Annotated in this window: 15 protein-coding genes and 2 pseudogenes; 11 read left to right on the top strand and 6 right to left on the bottom strand. The window is 42.6% G+C overall.

Going from position 1 to position 19653, the window contains the following annotated elements; all coding sequences use genetic code 11:
• The 3 genes and pseudogenes from ABWY16_RS08675 to ABWY16_RS08665 all read right to left on the bottom strand — a co-directional run.
• Positions 1–107, bottom strand: a pseudogene (locus ABWY16_RS08675) (30S ribosomal protein S6); the annotation flags it as partial.
• Positions 108–210: 103 nt separating this feature from the next.
• A complete protein-coding gene (locus ABWY16_RS08670; protein ID WP_353904248.1) occupies positions 211–948 on the bottom strand; it encodes a ThuA domain-containing protein in 738 nt (245 codons plus the stop codon).
• Between the two features lie 55 nt (positions 949–1003).
• Entirely contained in the window at positions 1004–2263 is a 1260-nt protein-coding gene (locus tag ABWY16_RS08665) for a hypothetical protein (protein ID WP_353904247.1), read from the bottom strand.
• Between the two features lie 186 nt (positions 2264–2449).
• On the opposite strand from ABWY16_RS08665, the gene ABWY16_RS08660 reads away from it, so the two are divergent.
• Positions 2450–4276, top strand: coding sequence for a DNA polymerase III subunit gamma/tau (locus ABWY16_RS08660; RefSeq protein WP_353904246.1), 1827 nt, complete (start codon positions 2450–2452; stop codon positions 4274–4276).
• 34 nt (positions 4277–4310) lie between these two features.
• On the opposite strand, the gene ABWY16_RS08655 is transcribed toward ABWY16_RS08660, so the two are convergent.
• Positions 4311–4736 (bottom strand): hypothetical protein, encoded by a 426-nt coding sequence (locus ABWY16_RS08655; protein WP_353904245.1) that lies wholly within the window; start codon positions 4734–4736, stop codon positions 4311–4313.
• A gap of 128 nt (positions 4737–4864) precedes the next feature.
• Between ABWY16_RS08655 and ABWY16_RS08650 the strand changes: the two genes are divergently transcribed.
• Complete coding sequence (locus tag ABWY16_RS08650) at positions 4865–6100, top strand: isocitrate dehydrogenase (NADP(+)) (protein WP_502930989.1); 1236 nt, start codon at positions 4865–4867, stop codon at positions 6098–6100.
• A 218-nt stretch (positions 6101–6318) separates the two neighbouring features.
• Positions 6319–8400: a TonB-dependent receptor gene (locus tag ABWY16_RS08645; protein ID WP_353904244.1), complete on the top strand. Its 2082-nt coding sequence runs from the start codon at positions 6319–6321 to the stop codon at positions 8398–8400.
• 56 nt (positions 8401–8456) lie between these two features.
• Here the strand turns inward: ABWY16_RS08645 and ABWY16_RS08640 are convergent, their stop codons facing one another.
• Positions 8457–8798, bottom strand: a complete 342-nt coding sequence (locus ABWY16_RS08640) for a single-stranded DNA-binding protein (RefSeq protein WP_353904243.1) — start codon at positions 8796–8798, stop codon at positions 8457–8459.
• 143 nt (positions 8799–8941) lie between these two features.
• On the opposite strand from ABWY16_RS08640, the gene ABWY16_RS08635 reads away from it, so the two are divergent.
• The 4 genes from ABWY16_RS08635 to ABWY16_RS08620 are packed head-to-tail and all read left to right on the top strand — an operon-like array spanning position 8942 to position 11937.
• Complete coding sequence (locus ABWY16_RS08635) at positions 8942–9301, top strand: hypothetical protein (protein WP_353904242.1); 360 nt, start codon at positions 8942–8944, stop codon at positions 9299–9301.
• A gap of 35 nt (positions 9302–9336) precedes the next feature.
• A complete protein-coding gene (locus ABWY16_RS08630) occupies positions 9337–10050 on the top strand; it encodes a YqjF family protein (protein WP_353904241.1) in 714 nt (237 codons plus the stop codon).
• Positions 10043–10681 (top strand): hypothetical protein, encoded by a 639-nt coding sequence (locus ABWY16_RS08625; protein ID WP_353904240.1) that lies wholly within the window; start codon positions 10043–10045, stop codon positions 10679–10681. The genes ABWY16_RS08630 and ABWY16_RS08625 overlap by 8 nt, the downstream gene beginning before the upstream one ends.
• A 53-nt stretch (positions 10682–10734) precedes the next feature.
• Positions 10735–11937 carry an MFS transporter gene (locus ABWY16_RS08620; RefSeq protein WP_353904239.1) on the top strand — a complete coding sequence of 401 codons (1203 nt, stop codon included), beginning with the start codon at positions 10735–10737 and terminating at the stop codon, positions 11935–11937.
• Here ABWY16_RS08620 and lgt read toward each other — a convergent pair.
• The gene (gene lgt / locus ABWY16_RS08615; protein WP_353904238.1) at positions 11927–12763 is read right to left on the bottom strand and encodes a prolipoprotein diacylglyceryl transferase; all 837 of its coding nucleotides are present in this window, start codon (positions 12761–12763) and stop codon (positions 11927–11929) included. The two genes, ABWY16_RS08620 and lgt, sit on opposite strands and share 11 nt — an antisense overlap.
• Before the next feature lie 149 nt (positions 12764–12912).
• On the opposite strand from lgt, the gene ABWY16_RS08610 reads away from it, so the two are divergent.
• The 4 genes and pseudogenes from ABWY16_RS08610 to ABWY16_RS08595 all read left to right on the top strand — a co-directional run.
• Positions 12913–14820, top strand: coding sequence for a 7TM diverse intracellular signaling domain-containing protein (locus tag ABWY16_RS08610; RefSeq protein WP_353904237.1), 1908 nt, complete (start codon positions 12913–12915; stop codon positions 14818–14820).
• A gap of 242 nt (positions 14821–15062) precedes the next feature.
• Positions 15063–17972 (top strand): SusC/RagA family TonB-linked outer membrane protein, encoded by a 2910-nt coding sequence (locus tag ABWY16_RS08605; RefSeq protein WP_353904236.1) that lies wholly within the window; start codon positions 15063–15065, stop codon positions 17970–17972.
• An 11-nt stretch (positions 17973–17983) separates the two neighbouring features.
• Positions 17984–19399, top strand: a complete 1416-nt coding sequence (locus ABWY16_RS08600) for a RagB/SusD family nutrient uptake outer membrane protein (RefSeq protein ID WP_353904235.1) — start codon at positions 17984–17986, stop codon at positions 19397–19399.
• Positions 19399–19653 (top strand): annotated as a pseudogene (locus ABWY16_RS08595) (glucosylceramidase); the annotation flags it as partial. The gene ABWY16_RS08600 and the pseudogene ABWY16_RS08595, both read left to right, overlap by 1 nt.

Raw genomic sequence — 19653 nt, 5'->3', positions numbered from 1 at the left:
TCGGCTCCGCTGTCAGTGATGATTTTGCTGAATTTCGCTAATGCTTCTTTCGCAACTTCTTCTGACAACAACGGGGTTAGAACGATAACAGTTTCGTACTGATTCATTGTTATGATTATTTTATGTTAATTCCGTATGACTACGGGGATGCAAACTTAGGAATAAATTTCTATAAATCAAACGGTTCAGTTTAAAAATTATAGAGGTTTTTTATTCCATACGCTTTTGACCCATAGCATATTGGATACCGCCCAGCAGGTGTTTAAGGAACAAGGGATCGGTATAAGAGGCATCAACATGACCCAAACCTGTATAAAATGCCCGTCCGCCATCGTAATTGTGGTACCAGGCCATCGGATGATGTGCCCCGTTCATCCCGCCGCTATAGGTGCTCTCATCCAGTTCGATCAGCACTTTGAGGTCTGGATTAACATCCTTGAAATTATACCATTCATCTTTTCTTGCCCAGGTAGCGGGGAGGTGCTTTGTAGCGATACTCTTACGATTGATGACATGGAGGTCTGCCATTTGTTGTGCAGGATGTTTGACGAAATAGGCTCCCGCCAGTTTACCGTACCAGGGCCATTCGTACTCTGTATCAGTTGCGGAATGTACACCCACATACCCACCTCCTCCTTTAATATATTGTTCAAAAGACTTTTGTTCTTCTTCTCCAAGTACATTGCCTGTCGTGTTCAGGAAAACCACGGCTGCATACTTTTTAAGATTGAGGGGTGTAAACTGTGTAGAATCCGTCGTAGTATCCACACCAAACTTATTTTCAATGCCTAATTTCTGAATGGCAGGTATCCCGGCAGCAATCGATGCATGGTGGAAACCTGCAGTTTTTGAAAAAACAAGGATCCTGTATTTTTGGGCATAAACCGTATTTCCCATAAAAAATGCCAGAAGCATCAGCAGGGAACGTACTCTCGTGTTAAATTTCATGTCAGATCTATATTTAGTGCATACAATCTACCTAATCTAAACTGAAAACAAAAATCTAATGTTTACCAAAAAGGTAATTCAGTCCTATGGTATATCTCTTGACCCCAATATTGAAAAAATTGTAATTGGCTATGCTGGAAGTGGGCATGTAGATGGCCACAACTTCTATCCTTTTACTGAACACCATACCCAGCCTGAAGGGAAATGAAGTACTGAAGGCTTCAAAATTAATCTGATTTTCTGTAACAGTGGTTTCATCACGGAAGGAATTATACCTGGATGATTTGTTATTGCTATACTTTGAGAAGCTCATGGCAAAGCCAGCTCCCAGATAGATTTTCAGAGGATCGGTATTATATATATTATAAATCAGCTGAGGAACTACCATAGCGGTATACTGATTAAAAGTATGGCTCAATCTTGCATTTGCCTGAACATCCGTAGTGGTAGATATTTCATTTTTGCTCTGCACCAGTGAGAGTTCCACCCTGTAGATCAGTTTGCCGATTGCAGGATTTGCAAACAGGTCCATCCCAGCAGTTAATATTGGTGAAACTGAAGATTTATTTGTCGCAGCAGCATTGGCAAGCTCATTATCACCTCTGTAGGCTGTATTTGATATACTGATTCCTGATCCGGCAAAAAATCTTGTCCGGGAGTACTTTGACTGAACTGCTGCTTCCGCTTTCTGTTTATTGATCAGTAAAGATATCTTTGATAAATCTTCCTCTTCATAATGAATACGCCTGATTTTCTCACTATCGGCAATTGTACCGGCATTAAATTTTATCAGCAACTCCAGCAACTGGCCGCCAAACTTACCTGCGGTAATGATATTACCTTTGTTATCAGGATCAAGATACCGCTCGTACACCAGTTCTACGGGTACCGCGGCACCCTTTTCTTTTATATAGAATCTGTTTTTAATATTATCGCGGTATCCATATAATGTTACATTTTCACCTTTCTGGATGACCTTAAGAAACACAGTATCCCTTCTGGAACTCGAATCCGGCCCGAAGGAGAGACTTGAAACATTGTTGCTGCTCATGCTGATATCCACTTCATAACGCTCAAACCTTTCCACATCATCAACTGTGTACCCGGAACTGTTTTTCAGGGTAAAAGTTTGAACTTTGGCCCCGGTCATAGGTTTAAACTGGACTGAAGTAGGATTGACCGACCGCTCTCTATAATTAACATAACCTTTTAGGGTGTCAACAGTATTGGTTAGCACATATCCTTTGCGGAAATTAGATTGTGCGGCGGTAACGAAAGGAATTGCAAATAATAAATAAAGGAGAAAGCGTTTCATGGAGATAATTAACTGATTGTAAAGCAAAATTAAAATTAATTTCCACCAACGTGCAATTATTTTTAATGCATTGAAAATCTCCACTTCAGGATGTTTCCACCGGATATGATTTTGCAAATGGGTTTAAGATTTTATTTTCCCACATATCTCCTCTGCTCCACAAAAAATTTATAATTTCGCATTGAAATGGAAAATTTTATTGTCTCCGCCCGTAAATACCGTCCGGCAACGTTTGAAACCGTTGTAGGGCAGCACCATATTACGGGGACTTTAAAAAATGCGATTAAAAACAACCAGCTGGCCCAAGCATTTCTTTTTTGCGGTCCCAGGGGTGTTGGTAAAACTACCTGCGCAAGGATCCTTGCCAAGACCATTAACTGTACCAATCTGACAGCTGAGACTGAAGCCTGCGGAATCTGCGACTCTTGTGTGTCATTTCAAACAGGACATTCCTTCAATTTCCATGAGCTGGATGCTGCATCCAATAACTCGGTAGACGATATCCGCAGCCTGATAGAACAGGTACGGATCCCGCCACAGGCAGGAAAATATAAGATCTATATTATTGATGAGGTGCATATGCTGTCGGCTAACGCATTTAATGCCTTTCTGAAAACACTGGAAGAACCGCCTTCATATGCGATTTTTATCCTGGCTACCACAGAAAAGCATAAAATCCTGCCAACCATATTGTCCCGCTGTCAGATCTTCGACTTTAACAGGATACAGGTAGATGATATCTCGGGCCTGCTCAATAAGATCGCTGTACGTGAAAATATCAGTGTAGAAGCAGACGGACTCCATATCATTGCACAAAAAGCAGATGGTGGCTTGCGGGATGCGCTTTCTATGTTTGACCAGATTGTCAGTTATACCAATAAAAACCTGACCTACAAATCTGTCATTGACAACCTGAATATCCTTGATTACGATTATTATTTCAGGTTGACACAATACCTAACCGGTGCCGATGTGAGTCAGGCGCTCGTTCTGTTTGATGAAATCCTGAACAATGGTTTTGACGGAAACAATTTTATCAACGGACTGGCCAGCCACCTCAGGAACCTGCTCGTGGCAAAAGATCCGCAAACAGTAAGGTTACTTGAAGTAAGCGAGAATATCAAACAGAAATACCTTAGTCAGAGTCAGCAGACACAGGTTTCCTTTATCCTGACGGCGCTTAATCTGGCTAATCAGTGTGACCTTAGCTATAAGAACAGTAAAAATCAGCGATTACAGGTAGAACTGGCACTGATCAAGATGTGCCATATCAACTCAGTGCTGCAGCTGGCTCAGCTGCCCCATACCGCTACTACAACAGCAACTGACTCAGATCAGATTAAAAAAAAAACTAGTATAACTTCTGAGAAGCCTGCCGTTCCGGCACAGCCGGATGAACTTCCTCCTCCTTCCGGTTATTCAAAACCAGTAGAATCAATTCCGATTGTACCACCAACTGCAAATTCAGCTGCTGCCCGTATTCCGGCAATGCCGAACTTGAATTCTATTCATAAAATTGCCCTGAAGCCGAATGTTTCGGGAAGTCCTGCGCTGGGAACCATGATTCCTTCACTGACATCAATGACCAATGCCGAAGGGGAAATAGAGAGTGATGAACCTAAATACGTTTATGGTGAGGATAAGGAACCCTTCACATTTGAAGAGCTGATGGTTTTGTGGGATGAATACGTACTGAAGGTAAAAACAGATAATAAGATTAACTTTTATACGATTCTTACAACCAATGAGCCGGTACTGACATCCCCTACCGAGATCACCGTGCTGATTACCAATACCGCACAGGAAAGCATCCTGCAGAATGAACTGGTAGATTTTCTTAATTTTCTCCGAACCAGGCTGAAGAACTTTGACGTAGGGATTGTCACTAAAAAGGTAGAAAGCAAAATCGAAAACAGGTTATACACCAGTATAGAAAGATACCATTACCTTGTAGAGAAAAATCCTAAACTGGAAGATCTGCGCAAGCGCTTCAACCTGGATCTGCTTCCATAAAAACTATTTCTTACAGAAGCGGTATTTATATTTCTTAAACAGCTTTTGGATCGTCGTTTAACGGATAACCTTCCTCATCCAGGTCAGTGCGGTCGTCTTCAGGCGTTCTGGCCAGGAATTCATCTTCAGCATCAAGTTCTACGATCTCTTCGCCGCTGATATGCATTCCAAGATCATCCAGATCTGATTCCTGCTGTTCTCCCTTATTTGCATATTCATCACCTATATAAGGATTGGCTTCGTCATAATCAGAATTGTCATCACCGCCATTCGCCGCAGTAGTTTCATAAGGCAGTGGATGATCATAATCCTTATCCGGTCCTTTTACATCCAGTTCATAACTATCTTTGTCTTTATTAAAAGATAAGTCGTTGAAATCTTTGGTTTCCCCAAGGTCAGAACTGTGAAGTTTATCTCCAGCCTTCAAATTTTCTCCGTTATTATTGTCGTTCGTACTCATATGCTTCGTTTTATGTCAATATAACGTTACGTTATCTTTATTTGTTTTTGTAATTTACGCCGCGATGAGGCTATAATCTCAAAATTTATATCTTTGTTTCTTTCATAAGTAAAAATTGAAACCACAATATGTCTATACAAAAAATTAAAGTAGCCCAGCCCGTTGTAGAATTAGACGGTGATGAGATGACCCGTATCATTTGGAAATTCATTAAGGATAAACTTATCCTGCCTTATCTTGATCTTGATATCAAATATTATGATCTTGGGGTGGAATACCGTGATGAAACCAATGACCAGGTAACTATCGATTCAGCTGAAGCCATTAAAAAATATGGTGTGGGTATTAAATGCGCAACAATCACTCCTGATGAGGAGCGTGTAAAAGAATTTGGTTTAAAACAAATGTGGAAATCGCCAAATGGAACTATCCGTAATATCCTGGATGGAACTGTTTTCCGTGAGCCTATCGTAATGGGCAATGTACCACGTTTAGTACCAAACTGGACTGCACCTATCTGTATTGGTCGTCATGCTTTTGGTGATCAGTACCGTGCAACTGATTTTGTAACCAAAGGAAAAGGTAAACTGACAATCTCATTCACTCCTGAAGATGGTAGTGATGTACAGTCGTTTGACGTGTATAACTTCCAGGGTGATGGTGTTGCTTTGGCAATGTACAACACTGACGAGAGTATCCGCGGTTTTGCGCATGCTTGTTTTAACCAGGCACTCATCAAAAAATGGCCTTTATACTTGTCCACAAAAAATACTATCCTTAAAAAATATGATGGCCGTTTCAAAGATATCTTCCAGGAGATCTATGAAAATGATTTCGTAACGAAATTTAAAGAAGCAGGTATAACTTATGAGCACCGTCTGATCGATGACATGGTTGCTTCTGCATTAAAATGGAACGGTAACTTTGTATGGGCCTGTAAAAATTATGATGGTGATGTTCAGTCGGACACTGTTGCACAAGGTTTCGGTTCATTGGGACTTATGACTTCTGTACTGGTTACACCTGATGGAAAAACTATGGAAGCTGAAGCTGCGCATGGTACAGTGACACGTCACTACCGTGATCACCAGGCAGGAAAACCAACTTCTACTAACCCTATTGCTTCTATCTTTGCATGGACAAGAGGATTGGAATTCCGTGGAGTATTGGATGGCAACCAGGAGCTGATTGATTTCTGCCACGCTTTAGAGCAGGTTTGTATCGAAACTGTTGAGAGTGGAAAAATGACTAAAGATTTAGCTGTTTGTATCCATGGTAATAAAGTAGAGCACGGTACGCACTACTTATATACTGAAGAATTCTTAGCTGCAATTGACGAAAACTTACAGTCGAAATTAGGTTAATACCCTGATTAGCTAAAAGCTTTAAATATAGAAAGCCGTTTCATACCTGATATGAGGCGGCTTTCTCTTTATAACAAAGAATACATAAAAGATATTTCCTACAAACATACTTTTCATTAACTTGTTAAAATTATTAATTGACACCTAAGAATAATCAGAAGATTTCTATTAATGAAAACATACTTTTTTGTGAGTGCTGTACCAACACTGTTGCCAGGATGAAGAAACTAGCAACACTTATTTTAGCCGCGTCTTCGCTTTCTGCTTTTAGCCAGGCGAAACAGGACACTTCCAGAAGATTAGATGAGGTAGTGATCCGTCCTTACTTCTCTTCCCAGCCCCTGATCAGATCCACCGGGTCTGTAGGTAATATTAATCTGAACACAGTCACGCTGCAATCTGCCAGTTCACTGGTTCCCGCTATGAATACGATACCCGGGGTCCGGATGGAAGAGCGATCTCCGGGCAGTTACAGATTATCCCTCCGGGGCAGCCTGCTGCGTTCACCTTTTGGAATCAGGAATGTTAAGATCTATTTTGATGATTTCCCTTTAACCGATGCGGGTGGTAACACCTATTTAAATGCACTCGATATCGCCGCTGCAGGAAGCATTGATATACTCAAAGGTCCTCAAAGCAGTATCTATGGAGCTAACTCCGGCGGCGTAATCCTGATCCATCCGCAGGTTCTTGGCACAGACAGTACAAAAGTAGACTTTAACCTTTCAGGAGGTTCATTCGGAATGTTCCGCGAAAACATCGCATTGGCTAAACAATGGAAAAAGTACCAGCTGAATATTGTACAGTCGTATCAGCGAAGCGATGGATACCGCGACAACAGTGCAATGGAACGAAAATATATACAGGTAAACCAAAAATGGGATTATGCTAAAAATGCCAGCCTGGAAGCACTGGCCTTTTACTCGGATTTATTTTATGAATTACCCGGCGGCTTAAATGCGGCACAATTTGCAGCCAATCCAAAATCTGCCAGACCTGCTGCAGGTACGATCAGGGGAGCAATTGAACAACATTCCTCCATTTACAGCAAAACAGTATATGGAGGCCTGACCAATAACTGGCAGATCAGTCCCGCTTTTAAACATGTGATATCGGTATTTGCTACACATACGGATTTCGAAAGCCCTTTTATCACCAATTACGAGTTCCGCAAAGAATCGACGCTTGGTGTCCGTACGTATGGAGAATATGAAAAGAACACAGGTCAGGTAAACTGGAAATTTAATTTAGGTTGGGAAAGCTCATATACGACTACAGATGATAAAAACTACGACAACAATTTTGGCACTCCTGCCGGCCCACAGGCTTTTGACAAACTCAGAGCCGGCGCCAACTTCGGTTTTGCCAATCTGAACATTGATATCTCCAGGAAACTGCTGCTGGAATTGTCAGCCAGCGGGAACTTATACGGATACCATTATAAGAGCAGTTACCCTGCAGTAGTTGCGGAAAAGAAGAAGAGTTTTGATCTGCAGTTTATGCCACGGGCAGCACTTTCTTACCTGTTTACACCGGATTTTTCTGCAAGAGCCTCAATCAGTAAAGGTTATTCGCCACCTACTTTAGCTGAGATCCGGTCATCTGATAACCGGATCAACACCGATTTACAGCCTGAAAAAGGATGGAATTATGAAACCGGCCTGCACTATCAGCTGGCTCAAAAAAGAGTTTTTGTGGACTTAACCGGTTTTTATTATCACCTGAATAGCGCAATTGTTAGCAGGAAGAATGAGAATGGTACTGAATATTTTATCAATGCAGGTGGCACAAAACAACTGGGACTGGAAACCTCCTTATCTGCTTGGATTATCTCTCAGAACACTACAAAATTTGTAAGAGGTTTATTGCTCAGCAATGCCTACACTTTAAGCCATTTTACATTTAACAATTATTTGGCACAGGTAGCTTCCAATGGGAATGTGGTAACAACTGATCTCAGTGGCAAATCCCTGACAGGTGTTCCAAGGAGCGTTGTGGTTACCGGCGTACAAATTCTTTTACCAAAAGGTTTATACGTTTTTATGCAGCACAATTACACTGCTAAACTTCCTCTTACCGATGCCAACACTGTATATGCAGGCAAATATCATCTCGTTCAGGGTAAGATCGGCTGGAAGGATATCAAACTTGGTAAGGCTGCGCTGGAAATTTATGCAGGAGCAGATAACATACTCGATCAGAAATACAGTTTGGGTAATGACCTGAACGCTGTAGGCGGACGATATTTCAATGCTGCTGCCCCGAGAAACTTTTATGGAGGATTAGCTGTACACTTTTAATCTTCAGCCAGGATTTCATTTAAACCGGAACCCCTTCGCTGGTTCCGGTTCAAATTTCACAACTGGAATTTATCCACCACCTCCAGTTCATTGACTACTATCTCCGTTGTGTACCGCTGCTCTCCGCTTTTATCCGTATAGGATTGCACACTGAGCTTGCCCTCAACCCGGAGGGCTGAACCTTTTTTTACCACATCTTCTACGAGTTCTACTTTTTGGTTCCAGAATATCAGCTGAAACCATTGTGTCTGATCAACTGCCTCTCCCAGACTGTTCTTGTAAAACTCATGTACACCTATACTGAGCCTGGCCAATTTTCTCTCATTGGCAAATTGTACAATTACGGGATCTGCGCCCGCATAACCTGTTAATCTCACACTGTTTTTTACTCTTTCCATGACGGTTCAATTTAATATTGCATCCAAAGATGACAAGAGCAGAGGACAACAGTCGTTGATTAAACGTTTATAAACGGATAAATAAATATTAATTCAACAATTAAATAACTTGGAGTTAAGTTTGCAGAACCAAAACAACAACTATGAACTATTGTCTGGATTGCGGCGGGAAATTATCTGGGCGACTGGATAAGAAATTCTGTGACGATTATTGCAGGGGCCACTATAACAATCAACTGAATAAAAATAAGAATACAACACTGAAGGAAATCAACAACATCCTCAAAAAAAATGCTGCAATCCTGAAAAAACTGGAAGAAAGGGGCATTACCAGGTCAAGTCAGCAAATACTGACAGTTGCGGGTTTCAACTTTAACTTTTATACGCATCAGGTATATGGACAAATGGGCGAACTCTATCACTGCTGCTATAACTATGGATACTGTTTTATGGCTGAGGGCGAAATAGTACTCCGGGTAATTCAGGATCGGGATAAAATTTAGTAATTTGGCCTGTCAATTATTTATAAACCTGTCCAATGAGTTTTCTAACCGCAGAATGGAGAAAATTAGCGATCGCTAATTATGCCATCGACAAAAGCCTCCTCACGCCCTATCTGCCCGCAGGGACGGAACTGGACTTATGGAATGGCACCTGTTATGTCAGTTTAATCGGTTTCCTGTTTAAAAACGTGAAATTATTGGGATTCAGCATCCCTTTCCATGCAAATTTTGAAGAGGTAAACCTGCGCTTTTATGTAAAGTTTAAAGATGGCGAAAACTGGAAACGCGGAGTGGTCTTTATCAAGGAGATTGTGCCTAAGTTTGCACTTTCTGTAGTGGCCAATACGATCTATAATGAGAATTATGAGACGATGCCAATGACACACAGCTGGTCGGAAAATGAAGAAGAAAGAGCGGTGGAATACCGTTGGCGCTGTAAAAACCAATGGCAATCCTTCAGCTTAACAGCAAATAAAGGCCTGTCAGAAATTCCGGCAGGCAGCGAAGCAGAATTTATAACTGAACATTACTGGGGCTATGCCCGTTACAGTGAGGTGAAAACCAACGAATATGAAGTAAGGCATCCTAAATGGGCGCAGTATAAAGTGAAAGATTTCAAAATAGATGTAGATTTTGGTCTTGTGTATGGTGAAACATTTGAATTTCTGAATCAGCAGCAGCCTGCATCCGTAATGCTTGCAGAAGGATCAGACATTTCGGTAGAGGGCAAAAAGGTGATCTATGGTTAATACAAAATATCTTCAGTCGCTGCCAGACAGCAAAAAGCTGCAAAGCGCATGTAAGGCAATGGCTGTCCTGGATGCGATCCTGTGTCAGGAATGGGTATACCGCTATCATTCCTATAACAATGACTGGAGTGAAGACGAAGAGTTTTTTGAAATGAGAAATGGTGAAGGTGACCAGCTCCTTATTCTTTTCAAAGCCGAAGGTACCGTCATCAATGGTTTTTCTGCAGATGCAGAACAGGGAGATAAGACACAGCTAACAAAAGGAATACCAGAGGCCTTCCATGAATTTATGTTTGGCGAGCCTGTAAATTCTGCCGGCACAACGTTCTGCGTCTGGAAAACTGAGAATCAGGAATGGGAAACAGGCATACCCGCTGCGGGCGACGACCATTCTGAGGAACTGCTGAGTCCGCTGGACGGTAATCCTGAAACCTATGTAAAATGGGCGACTGATTATTTTAGGGGCAGCTACCGAGAAGAGGGCATTTCACTTGAGACTGTGACCGCAATATTTAACCAGGAACCCCTCAGCAGAGAGATGGTATTATCGCTTGTTCCGGTGCTCGAAGACTGGGACCTGCTGCTCGAAGATCTGGCAGAAGTTTCATTCCCGTATCATATAAACAGCTAAAACGTTTTCCATACTATAAATTTCATATTTTTGCGGAAATTATTGCGCATAGTATGAAGCTACTCAAACTGATCTCAAACACAAAAACAAGTCTGATTACACTCTGCCTGGGAGGCATCACCCTCGGGATGACGGAATTTATGATGATGGGCGTGCTGCCGGATGTAGCTAAATCTTTGGCCGTCAGTATCCCCGCAGCAGGAAACCTGATAGCTATTTACGCTTTAGGTGTAATTGTCGGAGCGCCTGTCATGGTTGGTGTTCTGGGAAAATATCCACCCAAAAGAGTTTTGATTGGTTTGATGATCACTGTAGCCTGCGGAAATATTTTGTTCAGTATTGCCCCTACTTATGGATTATTACTTTTTGCCCGTTTTCTTGTAGGCCTGCCTCATGGCGCCTTTTTTGGAATTGGAGCGGTAGTAGCCAGCAAACTTGCCGATAAAGGCGCTGAAGCGAAGTCGGTTTCAGTAATGTTTGCCGGCCTGACAATAGCTAACATTCTTGGTGTACCACTGGGTACATTTATCGGGCATAACTTTAGCTGGAGGATTTCCTTTTTCCTGATTTCGGCTATGGCCCTGATCACTGCAGCAAGTATCAAACGCTGGCTGCCAATGTTGCCTTCGCAGTCTGACGCCAAATTTTCTGATAGTTTGAAAGTCTTTAAAAAGGTAGAGTTGTGGATCATCATTGGCATTTCTGCCATTGGAACTGGCGGATTGTTTGCCTGGATCAGTTATATTGCTCCACTCATGACAGATGTAGCCCATTTTGACAGCAATATGATCACTCCGATTATGATTGTAGCCGGTTTAGGTATGGCGGTAGGAAATTTCGTAGGCGGCCGTTTGGCTGACAAATTCTCGCCATTAAAAACTACCTTATATCTCTTACTGGCCATGATTATCGTATTGATTCTCGTAGCCCTGCTCAGCCAATTCAAAGTGATTGCGCTCCTCCTTACTTTCATCACCGGCGGATTAGCTTTCGCAGTGATTGCTCCGATGCAGATGCTGATGATCGGTGCGGCAAAAGGTGCGGAAATGCTCGCATCTTCGGCTATGCAGGCAAGTGCCAATATGGGAAATGCACTGGGAGCTTTTCTGGGTGGATTACCGATTGCAGCCGGTTTTGGTTATACTTCTCCTGAATACGTAGGTGCTTTACTTGCCTTTGTAGGATTTTTATTATGTATACTTTTAAGCTGGAGATTTAGTGCTAAAGTAAAACTGGAGCAGGCTGCTATTGCTTAGCAATCTTCAGTTCGGTTTCTTCCGGCACTCCCCTTTTCAGGTACATAATCACCATGCCTGTCAGTATGAAAGGAATACTTAAAATCTGCCCCATATTCAGAAGGAGGCCGGCTTCGAAAGCACTCTGGTCTTCTTTAATAAATTCGATGCCAATCCTGAAGCAGAAAATCAGGAAGATCACCAATCCAAAATTAAAGCCTGAAGCTTTGGGATATTTACTGATCATCAGATACACAAATATGAAGATCAGCATGTAGGCAACCGCCTCGTAAAGTTGTGCCGGATGACGCGGTATGGTGTCAACCTTCAGGAAAACGAAAGCCCAGCTTACATCAGCAGGTTTTCCGATGATCTCTGAATTCATCAGGTTGCCCAGACGGATAAAGGCTCCTGCTAAAGGTACCACCAATGCAATCTGGTCCAGCATAAACCATAATTTTAGTTTAAACTTGCGGCAGAAGAGGATCAGACTGACCATAATTCCAATTCCTCCGCCATGACTGGCCAGTCCCTGAAAGCCCGTGATCCTGAACTCCGGTGTGAAGGTAAAAGGCAGGATGATCTCCAGTGGGTGCTGGGAATAGTAGTCGAAGTCATAAAAGAGACAATGCCCCAGCCGCGCGCCAATCAGCGTTCCCAACACTACATATACCGTTAAAGAGTCCATCAGTGTCACATCTATTCCATATTTTACAAATTGTCTTTTCACTACGATATAGCTGGAAACAAAAGCAAGCAGGAAAAACATGGAATAATATCTCAAGGCAAAAAATCCCAAATCGATGAGAGAATCACTGGGATTCCACAGAACTGTAGCTAAAACCATATGCAGGCTAAAATATTTTGGTTAACAGCGTGCAAATATAGACCATATCTGCAATATATAATACCCTCGCAGCATATAGTAAGTAGCGGGGAATTTAAAAGGTAATCCTATCTTTGTATCCTAATCAGATATCCGGGAAGCTAACTAGTATGTTTAATCGATTCATCACTCTTTTTTTACCCCTGTTACTGGCCTTTACTATAAATATCCTGATAGCTATACCGGTCAGCGCCCAGAAGGTAGTAGCTGTAAATGACAGCGTGGAGCAGCATATGTTCACTTTCGGAGAAATTGAATGGGTAAAAGATGTGAAGAATAACCTGGATTTTGCAGAAGTAAGCAGCAAATCCTTTAACAGACGCTTCCAGACCAACCTGAAAAGTACCCCGCAGACGAAGGATTTAAGAGCTACCTACTGGTTCCGAATCAGGATCAAACACAACAGTCTGGCAGATAAAAGGTTTATTCTCGAGTTTTTTGACCAGACCATCGATCATGTAACTGCTTACCTGCCCCAAAAGGATGGCAGCTACCGGATAAAAGAGTTTGGGGATACATTCAATTTTGAGCACAGGGAACTGCACCACAAGAATTTCGAACTGTATGTGAGAAATGACAACAATGAAACCCAGGCCTATTATTTTAAATTTAAATCTTCGCAGATTGCCGACGTGATCATCGTACTGCGAACGGTCGACTGGTTTATCTCCTATGCTTTAGACGAATATTTCTACTTCGGTATTTTTTACGGGATGATCCTGGTCTTTAGTTTTTATAACCTGATCATGTTTATTGCCATGCGGCAACGGCAGTATCTGTATTATGTGTTGTATAATTTAAGTGTAGGTTTCTTTGAAATGAGCACGGATGGTATTGCTTACCAGTATCTCTGGTCTTCATGGACGCAATGGAACCAGATCGCATATGCCTTTGCCCTGTATGCTACAAGTGTTTTTGCCCTCCTTTTTACGCGGGAATTGTTATTTGTTAAATCGAAAGCTCCCCGCCTGAACCAGCTGATCATGTATATTATCGGTATCAGAACTGCTTTATTTGTATATGGGCTGCTGATCGACCGCTCTCTGCTTACTTATAAGTTCATTGAGTTTGTACCTCTGGCCGTAGCCTTTTGTACTGGTATCTCCATCTATAAACAAGGCTATAAGCCCGCACGCTTTTTTGTACTGGGATACAGTTTCCTGTTTGCCGGATTTACACTCAAGCTGCTGATCATGCTGGGTGTTTCCTGGCTTAACTTTGGAGTGGCCGGTTATTACAGTCTCAGCTTCTGCTTTGTTCTGGAAATGGTGTTCCTTTCATTCGCCATTGGTGATAAAGTAAGGGTACTGAAACATAAAAAGGATAAAGTGCAGCGGCAGATGATCCGCCAGATGGCCGAAAATGTAAAACTAAAGGATACGCTGAACCAGCAGCTGGAAGAAAAAGTAGAGGAACGTACTAAAGAAGTATTTCATAAGTCGCTCATCATTGAAGCAAAAAATGCAGAACTGCTGGAAGCCAACGACCTTCTGAAACAACAGGCAGAGGAGATTTCGAGGATGAACGTGCTGCTGGAACAGGACAACCAGGAACTTCAGTTCAATGTAGAGAAGGTTACCCGCGACAGGGTGATGTCGGCCGATGTAGACTTTGAGGAATTCAGCAAGATCTATCCGGACAAAGAGAGCTGCAACCTGTTCCTGTCCGATTTAAAATGGAAAGACGGCTACCATTGCCGCAAATGCAAAAACACACATTACTATAACGGCCATATCCCCTACAGCAGGCGCTGCAGCAAATGCGGATATGAAGAATCTGTAACCACTTACACCGTATTTCACAATACCCGTATCCCTATCAATAAAGCATTTTATATGATTTTCCTGATCTACTCCAGCAAGGGTAAAATCTCCTCTCACAAGCTTGCGGAAATACTGAATATCCGCCAGAGTACCTGCTGGACTTATGGTTCAAAGATCAAACTGCTGATGGAAGAACGCAAGACCATTCTCAAAAAAACGAATAAAAACGGATGGAGTAAGCTGGTGCTGGAGTAAAAAATCTCAAGGTATTATAGCGTATCATTTCTACCGGGCAGCCCTTGTACTAAAGAGGCTTTACATGCTGATTTCCAGCACTAAAGCCTGCACTAATGTTATGGTAGTATAACGTATTAAAATCACTACAATACACTATATATCAATCAGTTACGTAAAATAAATTTGTGTTTTTACTTGCATTTGAGCACTAATTGCCGTTAACTTTATCCACCAAATAAAAATTAAATACAAGCAAAATCATGAAACAAAAAGTTACTCTTTTTATCATTTGCCTTTTATGCGGGATCTCTGTAGCGATGGCACAGAACATCACGATAAAGGGTGAAGTCAGAGATCAGCAGGGCTTGCCCTTACCCGGAGTTTCGGTAACGGTTAAAGGTTCTACACAGGGAGTGGTAACCGGTACTAATGGAAGCTACATTCTGTCTGCTCCGAAAGACGGTGTACTGAACTTCTCATTTATAGGTTACAAAACTATCGAGGAACCGGTAAACAACAGAACAACGGTAAGTATCAAACTAACGGATGATAACCAGCAGCTGAACGAAGTTGTTGTTGTAGGTTACGGCACCCAGGTAAAGAAAGACCTGACAACGGCAGTAGTATCGGTATCTTCCAAAGATATCCAGAACCAGCCGATCACTAACCCACTGCAGGCTATACAAGGTAAAGCAGCAGGTGTGCAGGTGAGCTCTCAATCAGGAAAACCGGGAGCAGGAATTTCCATCAGTATCCGCGGGAACACTTCGATCACAGGTTCGAACAGCCCGCTGTACGTAATTGACGGAGTGACCTCAAGGGATGCAAGTTTCATCAACCCGAACGACATTGAGTCGATGACTATCCTGAAAGATGCATCTGCTGCTGCCATTTATGGTTCAAGCGGTGCAAATGGTGTGGTGCTGATCACAACTAAAAAAGGTACTGCCGGCAAATTGAAAGTTGGCTTCAATGCCTTCACTGGTTTCTCCAACTTCTGGAAAAAACAGGATGTACTCAACAGCGATCAGTATATCGCCCTGCAAAAGGAACTGGGCTACACTACTTTTGGTGGAACTCAGAATACCGACTGGCAAAAGGAAACTTTCGGAACAGGTACACAGAACAATTACCAGGTTTCCCTGTCTGGTGGTACTAAAGGCGGCCAGTACTATTTTTCTTCAGGATACCAGCAAGACAAAGGTGTTGTGGCACCTGCAAAGCTTGACAGGATCAGCATGAACTTTAACGGTTCACAAAGCATTACGAAATGGCTGAAATTAACAGCTACAGCATCATTAACGAATAACAATTCAGTAGACGTACCTGATAATGCAGGTTCTACTAAAGGCGGCGTCATCTTAGGCGCTCTGACTACTCCCCCTACTCTAACCATCTATGATCCAAACGGTAATTTCACTGCAGTTCCTGCGGGATATGATTCGCCGATTGGAAATGCCTTCGGGTCAGTTAACAGAACCAGATCACTGAGATTTATCGGCGCATTTGCTGGCGAAATCAAGATCACTAAAGACCTTTCATTTAAATCGAGCATCAGCTCCAATGCAAGGAAAGAATACTACAACTACTTACTTGATCCATACAAAACTGTTTATGGACGAACCGAAAGAGGTATTTATAACAACAGCAAGACGAAAGACAACGTATGGCTGAACGAAAACATCCTGAGCTACAATAAAACGATTGGTAAGAATGTATTTGGTGCAATAGCCGGTTACACGATTCAGGAGTCTAACTATTCGCTGAAACCTTATTCAGAATCCCGTTATATTGACGCAACCACCGGGGCACCTATAGCTCCAACACTTGCAGTAAATGTAAATACGGATGCACAATGGGCTAAACAATCTTATTTAGGAAGGATCACTTATGCTTACGACAGCAAATACCTGTTCAGTTCAAATTTCAGGGCTGACGGATCTTCACGTTTTGCTCCGGGCCACCGCTTTGGTTACTTCCCTTCGGTTTCTGCAGGATGGAGAATCTCAGGAGAGAACTTCCTGAAGGACAGCAAAACTATTAACGACTTAAAACTTCGCGGTAGCTGGGGCCAGGTGGGTAATGATGAGGGTATCGGCGATTACGCTTACCTGAAACTTTACCAGATTACGGCACAGAACTCTTATAACCTGACACAGCCGGCTAACGAACTGTTGTCCTGGGAGAAAACCACGCAGACCAATATCGGTATAGATCTGACAATGTTTGACAGCCGCGTAACCTTCACTGCTGATGCCTACCTTAAAAAAACCAACGACCTGCTGATCAATGTGCAGTTGCCTCCATCAACAGGTTTAGGCACACAGGCACTGAATGTGGGTTCAATGGAAAACAAAGGTCTGGAATTTGCCTTATCCACTAAAAACTTCCAGAAAGATAAATTCACATGGACCACTGACCTGAATATCTCCTTCAATAAAAACAAAGTAACGAGCCTTGGTTCTGCAACCAGCTCCCTGGATTATGCCGGGCTGTATGAACGTGATGCAGCTGTTAAAGTTGTAGCCGGCCGTCCTCTGGGTAGCTTCTACGGCTATGTATTTACAGGTGTGAATTCTCAAACTGGTGCTGCCATGTACCAGGATACAAATGGCAATGGTGTAACGGGATCTGCTGATCCGGCAGACCGTACTTTTATTGGCAATGCACAGCCGAAATATACCTACGGTGTGAACAACAACCTGACTTACGGAAACTTTGGCCTGTCGCTCTTCTTCCAGGGTGTGCAGGGAAGCCAGATGTTTAATGCCTCGAGACTGGATCTGGAAGGAATGTACGACACTAAAAATCAATCTACGGCAGTGCTAAACAGATGGACTACGCCGGGACAGATTACAGATATTCCAAAGGCGCTTGTTGCCTCTTCTGAAAACTCTCTGACATCAAGCAGATTTGTAGAGAACGCTTCGTACCTGAGATTGAAAACAGCAACCCTTACCTACAACTTTGGTAAAACTACTTTAGGTAACTGGAAAATGGATAAGCTGATGATCTTCGCCTCAAGCTATAACCTGCTGACTTTTACCAAGTACAGCGGTTTAGATCCTGAGGTAAGCCGCTATACCTCTAACACTCCAGATATGGGTGTTGATTATGGCACGTACCCACAATCCAGGACTTTCATATTCGGTGTAAATGTTGGCTTTTAATTTAGAACAAAATGAACTTAAAAATATATTCACTGATCGCAGCCGGGGCATTTGTCCTTTCAGTTCAAACTGGTTGTAAAAAAGACTTTTTAGATAAAAACCCGATTAATCAGGTAACTGCTGACCAGGCTTTCACTACTGCCGCAGCGGCCGAAAAATTAATCCAGGGCGCTTATGACGGAAGATACAATGATTACAATATCTGGGATTACCAGGTAAACGGAGATGTAAAATCTGACAACTGTTATGCTGGTGGTGATAACCAGGCAAATATTCAGATTGACCTGTTTACACCGAACGCTACGAATGGTAACGTTTCAAGAGACTGGTCGGCACTATACATCGACATTAAAAACGCCAATGAAGTTCTGGAGAATGTTCCAAACATCAATGATGCAGCGCTGGATGCGGGCGGCAGAAGAAATCAGATCCTGGCAGAAGCCAGAGGACTGCGTGCCTATGCTTACTTTAACCTGGTAAGGTTATTTGGCCCTGTTCCGCTGATCCTGAAAACACCTTCCTCCATTGCAGAGACACAACCTTCCAAAGCTACTGCAGATGCCGTTTATGCACAGATTATTTCAGATCTCGAATTTGCTGCTACAAATGCTCAGACTACTGCTGTAAACAAGGGCATCTTTACAAAAGGCGCGGCCAATGCACTGCTTGCAAAGGTATATGCGTCACAGGCAACGCCAGACTGGACAAAGGTGAACACTTATTGTGATGCCACCATTGCTAACGGATACACGTTGTTTGGAAGCTTTAGCGGTCTGTTTGATGAAGCAAATGAAAACAATTCAGAATCGATCTGGGAGATGCAGTTTGACGGAAGTCAGCACAGCAACTGGATGCCTGGTGTTATTGTAGGGACAGGATGGAAAAGATTTGATACGCCAACAAATGACTTGTCGGCAGCCTACGATGCTGAGGGCGATGTCATCCGTAAAAACGCGAGTATCTCATTCAGAGATGTAAGCAGCGACGGATGGTCTGACAATTACTGGCCAAAAACAAAATATCCTTTTGTAAATAAGTACAGAGCAGACACAAAAAGTAATATCTACACACTTCGTCTGGCAGATATCCTGCTGCTGAAAGCAGAAGCACTGAATGAAATCAGCGGAAGCGGATGGTCACAATCAAAAGTTATTGTTGACCAGATCAGAAAAAGGGTAAGCCTGGCAGGAACACCTGCGGCAGATCAGGCTTCAATGCGTCTGGCAATTGAAAAAGAGCGCCGATTAGAACTTGCTTTTGAAGGCCACAGGTGGTTCGACTTACTGAGAACCAACAGGGCTATCACTGTTATGAATGCACAGAAAGATGGCAGCGGTACATCACTGAACTATAATGTGACGGCAGCAAAACTTTACTTCCCTATTCCACAGGCTGAGGTTGACAGAAATCCAAATATTAATAAATAATGAAGAAATCTATAATATTTGCCTTCACACTTGCTTTAGCAGCCTGCTCAGCAACAAAAACTATCACTGGCACGCATCAGAATAATGATGCTGCCAGTGATGTTGCCTTCTGGCTGACCAAGGGGGACCGCTCAGTACTGCTGGAAAAGCAAACCACTGTATTGAATTTTGGCGATCCGAAAAACAGCAACCCTACTATTACAGTGGATGAATCACAGAAATTTCAAAGTATTGATGGCTTCGGCTACACCCTT

The sequence above is a fragment of the Pedobacter sp. genome (genome assembly GCF_040513095.1).
Classification (GTDB): domain Bacteria; phylum Bacteroidota; class Bacteroidia; order Sphingobacteriales; family Sphingobacteriaceae; genus Pedobacter.
The sequence above is the reverse complement of the archived record's forward strand: the minus strand, read 5'-3'. Positions and strand labels throughout refer to the sequence as shown.